The organism is Citricoccus sp. (genome assembly GCF_035445025.1).
Taxonomy (GTDB): Bacteria; Actinomycetota; Actinomycetes; order Actinomycetales; family Micrococcaceae; genus Citricoccus.
This window is the reverse complement of sequence record NZ_DAOMPX010000091.1, coordinates 1-6,312: the sequence shown is the minus strand read 5'-3', so window position 1 is coordinate 6,312 and position 6,312 is coordinate 1. Positions and strand designations below refer to the sequence as shown.

General features: G+C 70.3%; 6 protein-coding genes. 4 read left to right on the top strand and 2 right to left on the bottom strand.

Features of this window, described 5'->3' with window-relative positions; genetic code table 11:
* The first annotated feature begins 1 nt into the window (after position 1).
* The 4 genes from PLJ28_RS14585 (at position 2) to PLJ28_RS14570 (ending at position 3,656) form a co-directional block, all read left to right on the top strand.
* The gene (locus PLJ28_RS14585; RefSeq protein ID WP_183528650.1) at positions 2–439 is read left to right on the top strand and encodes a MarR family winged helix-turn-helix transcriptional regulator; all 438 of its coding nucleotides are present in this window, start codon (positions 2–4) and stop codon (positions 437–439) included.
* A 90-nt stretch (positions 440–529) separates the two neighbouring features.
* Positions 530–952 carry an organic hydroperoxide resistance protein gene (locus tag PLJ28_RS14580; protein ID WP_324590312.1) on the top strand — a complete coding sequence of 141 codons (423 nt, stop codon included), beginning with the start codon at positions 530–532 and terminating at the stop codon, positions 950–952.
* The gene (locus PLJ28_RS14575) at positions 952–1,434 is read left to right on the top strand and encodes a glutathione peroxidase (protein WP_183528654.1); all 483 of its coding nucleotides are present in this window, start codon (positions 952–954) and stop codon (positions 1,432–1,434) included. The genes PLJ28_RS14580 and PLJ28_RS14575 overlap by 1 nt, the downstream gene beginning before the upstream one ends.
* A gap of 110 nt (positions 1,435–1,544) precedes the next feature.
* The gene (locus PLJ28_RS14570) at positions 1,545–3,656 is read left to right on the top strand and encodes a BCCT family transporter (protein ID WP_298045690.1); all 2,112 of its coding nucleotides are present in this window, start codon (positions 1,545–1,547) and stop codon (positions 3,654–3,656) included.
* 120 nt (positions 3,657–3,776) lie between these two features.
* On the opposite strand, the gene PLJ28_RS14565 is transcribed toward PLJ28_RS14570, so the two are convergent.
* Positions 3,777–5,186, bottom strand: coding sequence for an MFS transporter (locus PLJ28_RS14565; RefSeq protein WP_183528658.1), 1,410 nt, complete (start codon positions 5,184–5,186; stop codon positions 3,777–3,779).
* Positions 5,187–5,205: 19 nt separating this feature from the next.
* Complete coding sequence (locus PLJ28_RS14560; RefSeq protein WP_324590311.1) at positions 5,206–6,270, bottom strand: MBL fold metallo-hydrolase; 1,065 nt, start codon at positions 6,268–6,270, stop codon at positions 5,206–5,208.
* Between the last annotated feature and the right edge of the window lie 42 nt (positions 6,271–6,312).

The following is a 6,312-nucleotide window of genomic DNA, read 5'->3' as shown; positions in this document are numbered from 1 at the left end:
CATGAGCTCCGCCACGGCACCGAACCTGCACCTCGAGGACCAGGTCTGCTTCGCCCTGTACTCCGCGGCCCGGGCCGCCCAGCAGGCCTACCGCCCCCTGCTGGACGAGCTGGGCCTGACCTACCCGCAGTACCTCGTGCTGCTCGTGCTCTGGGAGCAGGACGGGCTGACCGTCACGTCCCTGGGCGAGCGCCTGCACCTGGACAGCGGCACGCTCTCGCCCCTGCTGCGCCGGCTGGAGGCCCACGGGTTCATCGCCCGCGAGCGCGCCGACGTCGACTCCCGCCGGGTGCTCGTCAGCCTGACGCCCGCCGGTGATGCCCTGCGCGAGCGGGCGGCGGACGTCCAGCGGTGCCTGCTGGAGGCGGTCACGCTGGCTCCCGCGGAACTGCTGGCGCTGCGGGACCTGTCCCGGCGCTTCGTGAGCGCCGGAGCCTGAGGGCCCTCCGCCCGCGCGAACGGCGTCCGTCCCCGGGCGATCCGCGCCCATTCCCGATCCACCCCCTATCCATCCACCGAAGGAGATCCCATGAAGACGATCTACACCGCAGAGGCCCTGGCCACCGGCGGCGGCCGCGACGGCCACACCCGGACCGCCGACGGCACCCTGAGCCTGGACCTGGCCGTGCCGAAGGAGATGGGTGGCACCGGTAACGGTGCGAACCCCGAGCAGCTGTTCGCCGCCGGCTATGCGGCCTGCTTCCACTCCGCCCTGCAGATGGTCGCCCGCCAGGCCAGGAAGGATCTCGGCGAGTCCAGCGTGGGTGCCCGGGTGGGCATCGGCCCCCACGACGCCGGCGGGTTCGGCCTCGAGGTGACCCTCGAGGTGGTCATCCCCGGGCTCCCGCAGGACGAGGCCCAGGAACTGGCCGATGCGGCCCACCAGGTCTGCCCGTACTCCAATGCCACCCGGGGCAACATCGACGTCCACGTCACGGTGGTGCAGGACTGATGAGCACCCTGCACGACTTCACGGCCCGCACCGCCGCGGGTGCCGAACAGCCGCTGTCCGCATACACCGGCCAGGTGGCCGTGGTGGTCAACACGGCGAGCAAGTGCGGCCTGACCCCTCAGTTCGAGGGTCTCCAGGAGCTCTACGCGGAGTACAGGGACCGCGGGCTCGTGGTGCTGGGCTTCCCGTGCAACCAGTTCGCCCACCAGGAACCGGGCACCGACGCCGAGGCCGGCGAGTTCTGCCAGCTGAACTACGGCGTGGAGTTCCCCATGTTCGGCAAGGTCGAGGTCAACGGCTCCGGCTCCCATCCGGCGTTCGCCTGGCTGCGCCAGGAGACGTCCGGTCTGCTGGGCGATGCGATCAAGTGGAACTTCACGAAGTTCCTCATCGGCCGGGACGGCCGCGTGATCGAGCGCTTCGCCCCCACGACGGCGCCGGCCAGGATGCGCGGGGCGATCGAGGAGGCGCTGGGGACATAGTCCAACGGAGGGCCGGCGTGGGCCGGATCACGGTGCCCGGATGGTGACCGAGCAGGCCTGTTAGCCTCACCGAGTCCCTGATCCGTCCGTCCCGCCCCGAAAGGCGATACATGTCCTCCCCCGTTTCCGGGCCACCCCACACACTGTCCGACGACTCGAGCGCCGGTACTCCGCCGCCGCCCCGTGCGAAGATCCTCAAGCCGGTCTTCATCCCCGCGGCGGTGATCATCATCGGCCTCGTCGTGGCCTCGATCGTCTTCGCCAATGTGGCCGGTGACGCCCTCACCGAGGCCACCACCGAGCTCAACGAGGCCATCACGAGCGGCGTCGGCTGGTGGTACGTCATCGCCGTGAACGCCTTCCTGGTGTTCGTGCTGTACTGCGCGATCTCCAAGGTGGGACGCATCCGGCTGGGCCGGGACGACGAACGTCCCGAGTTCGGCCTGCTGTCCTGGTTCCTCATGCTGTTCAGCGCCGGCATGGGCATCGGCCTGGTGTTCTTCGGCGTGGCCGAGCCGCTGTGGAACTACGTGGCGCCGCCCGGAGCCTTCGGGAACGAGCCGCTGTCCTCGGACGCCGCCCGCGAGTCCGTGGGCCTGATGATGCTCCAGTGGGGTCTGCACCCCTGGGGGATCTACGCCGTCGTCGGCCTGGGGCTGGCGTACATGTCGTTCCGCCGCGGCCGCCCGATGTCCGTGCGGTGGCTGCTGGAGCCGCTGATCGGCCGCCAGCGCGTGGAGGGCTGGATCGGCCACGCCATCGACGTCATCGCGATCGTCGGGACGCTGTTCGGTGTGGCCACCTCCTTCGGTTTCGGCGTCAGCCAGGTGGTCGACGGGATCGAGTTCTACGGCTGGATGGAGCGCTCCCCGGCGCTGGTCATCGGGCTGATCGCCGTGGTGACCCTCATCGCCACGTGGTCCGTGGTCTCCGGCGTGCACAAGGGCCTCAAGTGGCTGTCCAACTTCAACATGTCCCTGGCCGCCGTCCTGGCGCTGCTCGTGTTCGCCCTGGGCCCGACGATCTTCCTGCTGCAGTCCATCCCCGAGAACCTGGGCCAGTACCTGAGCCAGCTGCCGCAGACCGCCCTGCACGTCGGGCCGTTCTCCGAGGACAACTGGGAGGGCATCTGGACCATCGCCTACTGGGGCTGGTGGACGTCGTGGGCGCCCTTCGTGGGCATGTTCATCGCGCGTATCTCGCGCGGACGCACCATTCGCGAGTTCGTCGTGGGCGTCCTGCTGGCCCCCACCCTGGTCAGCCTGGTGTGGTTCACGATCTTCGGCAACACCGGCATCCTGTACCAGCAGACGGGCCGGGAGATCACGGTGGCGGACGCGGAGACCGGTGAGCAGACGGTGAACAGCACCACCGCCCTGTTCCAGCTGTTCGAGCACTTCCCGGCCGGCATGTTCCTGGGCATCCTGGCCATGGTCGTGGTGATCTTCTTCTTCGTCACCTCCTCCGATTCGGGATCCCTGGTGATCGACATGATGGCCCACGGCGGGGCGACGTCCACCCCGGTGGTGACGCGCGTGTTCTGGTCCGTCCTGGTGGGCGTGGCCGCGGCGGCCCTGCTCGTGGCCGGCGGCGACGTGGCCATGACGGCCCTGCAGACGCTGGCCGTGTCCACGGCGGCACCGTTCTCGGTGATCCTGGTGATCGCGTGCATCTCGCTGCTGCGGGCCTTCCGGCACGAGACGCTGTCCATGCCGCAGCACATCGAGGTCATCCTGCCGGAGGGCGAGGCGGCGGCCCAGACCCTGAGGACGGCCGGCGCGGTCGCCCCTGCGGGTGCGGCACCGGCGGGAGCGCCCCGGCGGGACGAGGCCGTCGAGCAGCTGGGGGCGGCCGCCGTGGACGCGGCCAAGCCGCACCGTTATGGCCGGGAGGTGTTCCGCGGCCTGGGCGGGGCGTCGATGTCCCTCAGCGGCCTGGCCACCGTGGTGCCGACCCCCGGGGACGAGCCGGACAAGCACATCATCTCCTACCGCCGGGTGCGGCCCAGCGAGATCACCGTCAACCCGCAGACGGGCGCCGCCGAGCTCGCGGACACCGCCGGTGATCCCCTGGCCGGCGAGACCTTCGACACCCCGGAGTTCGAGTCCTCCCAGGAGTACCTGGACCAGGGCGGGCACCACGATCCCGCCCTGGATGAGATGAGTGCGGACCTCGCGTCCGAGGACGACGACGCGGTCCGGGACGCCCCCGTGGGACGCTGACCGTCCGGGCCACCTAGCCCACCGCGCTCCGCTGACATGACGGCGGCGGCACCCCAGGGGTGCCGCCGCCGTCGTCGTGTCCCCGGCCGGCGCCAGCGCCTCCGGCCGGGGAACCGGGGTTCAGGAACGGACCGCGGTGTCCTCGGCCGGCGCGACGGCAGGAGCGGTGATCTCCGAGCCGGCGGCGGTGGTCCCGTCCAGTTCCTGGATGTCCTCCGTCGAGCGGTCACGGGCCGCCAGCAAGGACACCAGGCTCATGGCCGAGAAGGCCATCCACAGGCAGGCCACCAGCCACAGGGATCCGCCGCCGGCCATGACCAGGGCCGTGGCGATCATCGGGGTGAAACCGGCACCCAGCGTGGAGGCCAGCTGGTAGCCGATCGAGGTGCCGGAGTAGCGCACCGAGGTGGGGAACAGCTCGCCGACGAAGGCGCCGTACGGCCCCGAGGTGAAGCCCTGGATCACGGACAGGCCCAGGAAGATCGCCAGCATGAAGGCCACGGTGGATCCCATTTCCAACAGGGACATCACCGGGAAGGCGAGCGCGATGGCGGCCAGGTTGCCCCAGATGAGCACCTTGCGCCGGCCCAGGCGGTCGGAGAGCCGGGAGGCGATGATGATCATCAGGATGGTGGCCACGCCGCCGAGGGCCTTGATGTTGAGCACCTCGGTCTGGGCCAGCACGGCCTGCTGGACCGCGAAGGAGATGGCCCACGCACCCATCAGGCCCTGGGCCATCTGTCCGGACAGGCCCGAGCCGATGGCGATCAGCAGGGACTTGGGGTGCTCGCGGAACAGTTCCGCGGCGGGGACGGGGCGCTTCTTGGCCTCCACGGCCGTGGAGAGCTCCTGGAAGACGCGGGACTCGGAGACCTTCATGCGGATGAAGATCGCCAGGCCCATCAGCACGGCCGACAGGATGAACGGCACGCGCCAGCCCCAGTTGAGGAACTGGTCCTGCGGCAGCATGGACATCAGCGAGAGCATCAGCGTGCCGACGATCGTGCCGGCGGGGGCGCCCATGTAGGCGAAGGACGCGGCGAACCCGCGGGACTCCTTCTTGGAGTTCTCGAAGGCCAGCAGCATCGCCCCGCCCCACTCCCCGCCGACGGCGATGCCCTGGGCCAGGCGCAGGGACACCAGCAGGATCGGCGCCCAGACGCCTATCTGCTCGGAGGTGGGCAGCAGGCCGATGAGGGTGGAGGCGATGCCCATGATCAGGACCGTGCCGATCAGGATGGCCTTGCGTCCGATGCGGTCACCCAGGTGGCCGAACAGGAGGCCTCCGAGCGGACGGGCGACGTAGCCGGCGGCGAGGGTGCCGAAGGAGACGAAGAGTGCCGCAGCGGGATCGAGACCGGAGAAGAACACCTGGTTGAAGACGATCCCCGCCGCCGTGGCGTAGAGGATGAAGTCGTAGTACTCCACGGCGGTGCCCAGGAAGCTCGAGAAGAGGATCCTGCGCATGTCCCGCGGAGAGGCGTGGTAGGTGCCCGCCGGCGTCGCCGGGGTGGGTGGTGGAGTCGTCATGGGATGTCCTCGGTTCCTGTCAGAGGCTGAGCGTAGGAGTGCCGGCGGCCTGCAGCGACGGGGTGTCGCCGGTGCCGCCGAAGGGGATGACGTCGAGATCCTCGGGGATGCTGAGGGGGCCGTCGAACGTGGTGCGGGCCTCGTCCCAGGCCTCGGGCGGCGAGTAGCTGGGGACGAGGTGGTGGAGTGCCAGGTGCCCGACGCCGGCCACGGCGGCGATGCTGCCGGCCTCGGCCGCCGTGGTGTGGGCGCGGCGATGGTGGTCCATGGTGGCCTGCATCATCTCGGCGTCCGTGTACTGCGCCTGCAGGATGTCCAGGTTGATGGCCTCGTGCAGCAGCAGGCTCGCTCCCCGGGCCAGGCGCACCATGTTGGCGCAGGGGGCGGTGTCCCCCGAGATCACGACCGAACCGGCCGCGGTGTCGAACCGGAAGGCGTAGGCCGGGGCGGTGGGGTGGTGGGAGACGAGGATGGCGCTGACGGTGACGTTCTCGTCCCGGAACACCTCGATCGGCTCCATCTCCGGGGCGACGTCGGTGTCCGGGTCGAAGCCCAGGTCCCCCGGCAACTCGATCTCGCGGGGCTCGAACTGCTCGGCCGGGCTCTTGGCCAAAGAGTCGAAGATGCGGTCGTTGCAGTCCGTGGCGTAGGCGGCCAGCAGCCCGTGGACCAGCCCGTCGACCCCGGGGGTGGGTCGCTCCGGGGCGATGGGCGTCGGCACGGAGGCGGCCCGGGGGGACAACGGCGGCAGCTTGCCGCGGTCTCCCGGTCCGATGACGGGGATGGTCCCGGCGGGTGCGTTCTTCAGTTCGAACGCCCCGAAGAGCAACAGGGACGGCAGGTCCACCGTGTGGTCCGAGTGCATGTGGGTGATGAAGATCCCGCCGAGGTCGGCCATCCGCAGTCCGGCGGCCGCGGCCTGGCGGCCGGCGCCCTGTCCGCAGTCCACGAGATACCACGTCCCGTTCACGACGACGGCGGTGGCGATACCGAAACGGGGCTGGCCCTGGTGGTCGTTCCACCACCTCGGCCCGCCGGCCGTGCCGAGAGTGACCACGTAGGGCCGGTCCCTGTGCTGCTCCACGATGACTCCTGACGGGGGTGACTGAGCGGCTGGTCTCACAGT

Bases quoted from the DNA above. Each gene is read 5' to 3' on its own strand.
- PLJ28_RS14585 (WP_183528650.1), top strand. From the start codon at position 2: ATGAGCTCCGCCACGGCACCGAACCTGCACCTCGAGGACCAGGTCTGC.
- PLJ28_RS14580 (WP_324590312.1), top strand. From the start codon at position 530: ATGAAGACGATCTACACCGCAGAGGCCCTGGCCACCGGCGGCGGCCGC.
- PLJ28_RS14575 (WP_183528654.1), top strand. From the start codon at position 952: ATGAGCACCCTGCACGACTTCACGGCCCGCACCGCCGCGGGTGCCGAA.
- PLJ28_RS14570 (WP_298045690.1), top strand. From the start codon at position 1,545: ATGTCCTCCCCCGTTTCCGGGCCACCCCACACACTGTCCGACGACTCG.
- PLJ28_RS14565 (WP_183528658.1), bottom strand. From the start codon at position 5,186: ATGACGACTCCACCACCCACCCCGGCGACGCCGGCGGGCACCTACCAC.